General features: G+C 55.5%; 1 protein-coding gene. It reads right to left on the bottom strand.

Going from position 1 to position 535, the window contains the following annotated elements; genetic code table 11:
- Positions 1 to 535, bottom strand: a 535-nt coding sequence (locus ACLD7X_RS18230; RefSeq protein ID WP_411425100.1) for a hypothetical protein, incomplete at both ends; no start/stop codon positions are given.

The following is a 535-nucleotide window of genomic DNA, read 5'->3' as shown; positions in this document are numbered from 1 at the left end:
CAGGTACCCATCATCGTCCATATCACCCACCCAGGGCGTTGTGGCCAGGTTGTGCCCGGGGAGCGCCGGTACGAAGCGGAAGACTTTGTTGGTAGTAAAATCAATATTGAGCAGATTGGTATGAAAAGCTTTCCGGCGATCCTCAATTACTTCCTCGTCGACACTTAACAGGACCTCGTCGCGGCCGTCGCCATTGATATCAGCCACTACCGGGCTGCTGGTTTGGTAGTGACCCAGGGAGTCGAGATACCGGATAGCTCCGCTCCTGCCATCCAGCATGGCTTGCTTGGTGGTGGTCAGGTATGGGTAACGCCCCTGCGCGAAGGAAACAAAGAAGTCCGGAATATCATCGTCGGTAAAGTAGCCGATTCCCACGGTAGTATAGGCCTCCGTTTTTGCGACCTGAGTAGACCAGAGCGGCTTATAGGTAGTACCATCAAAGGCCAGTACCCGGCCATCGACGGCATTGGCTACGATGTCTGGCGAGCCATCCTGGGTAATATCTACCCAGGCCGGCGGACCGATAAATCCCCGG

Source organism: Aphanothece microscopica RSMan92 (assembly GCF_046613545.2).
Classification (GTDB): Bacteria; Cyanobacteriota; Cyanobacteriia; order PCC-6307; family Cyanobiaceae; genus NIES-981.
Note: the sequence above shows the minus strand (reverse complement) of the source record. Positions and strands in the feature narration are given on the sequence as shown.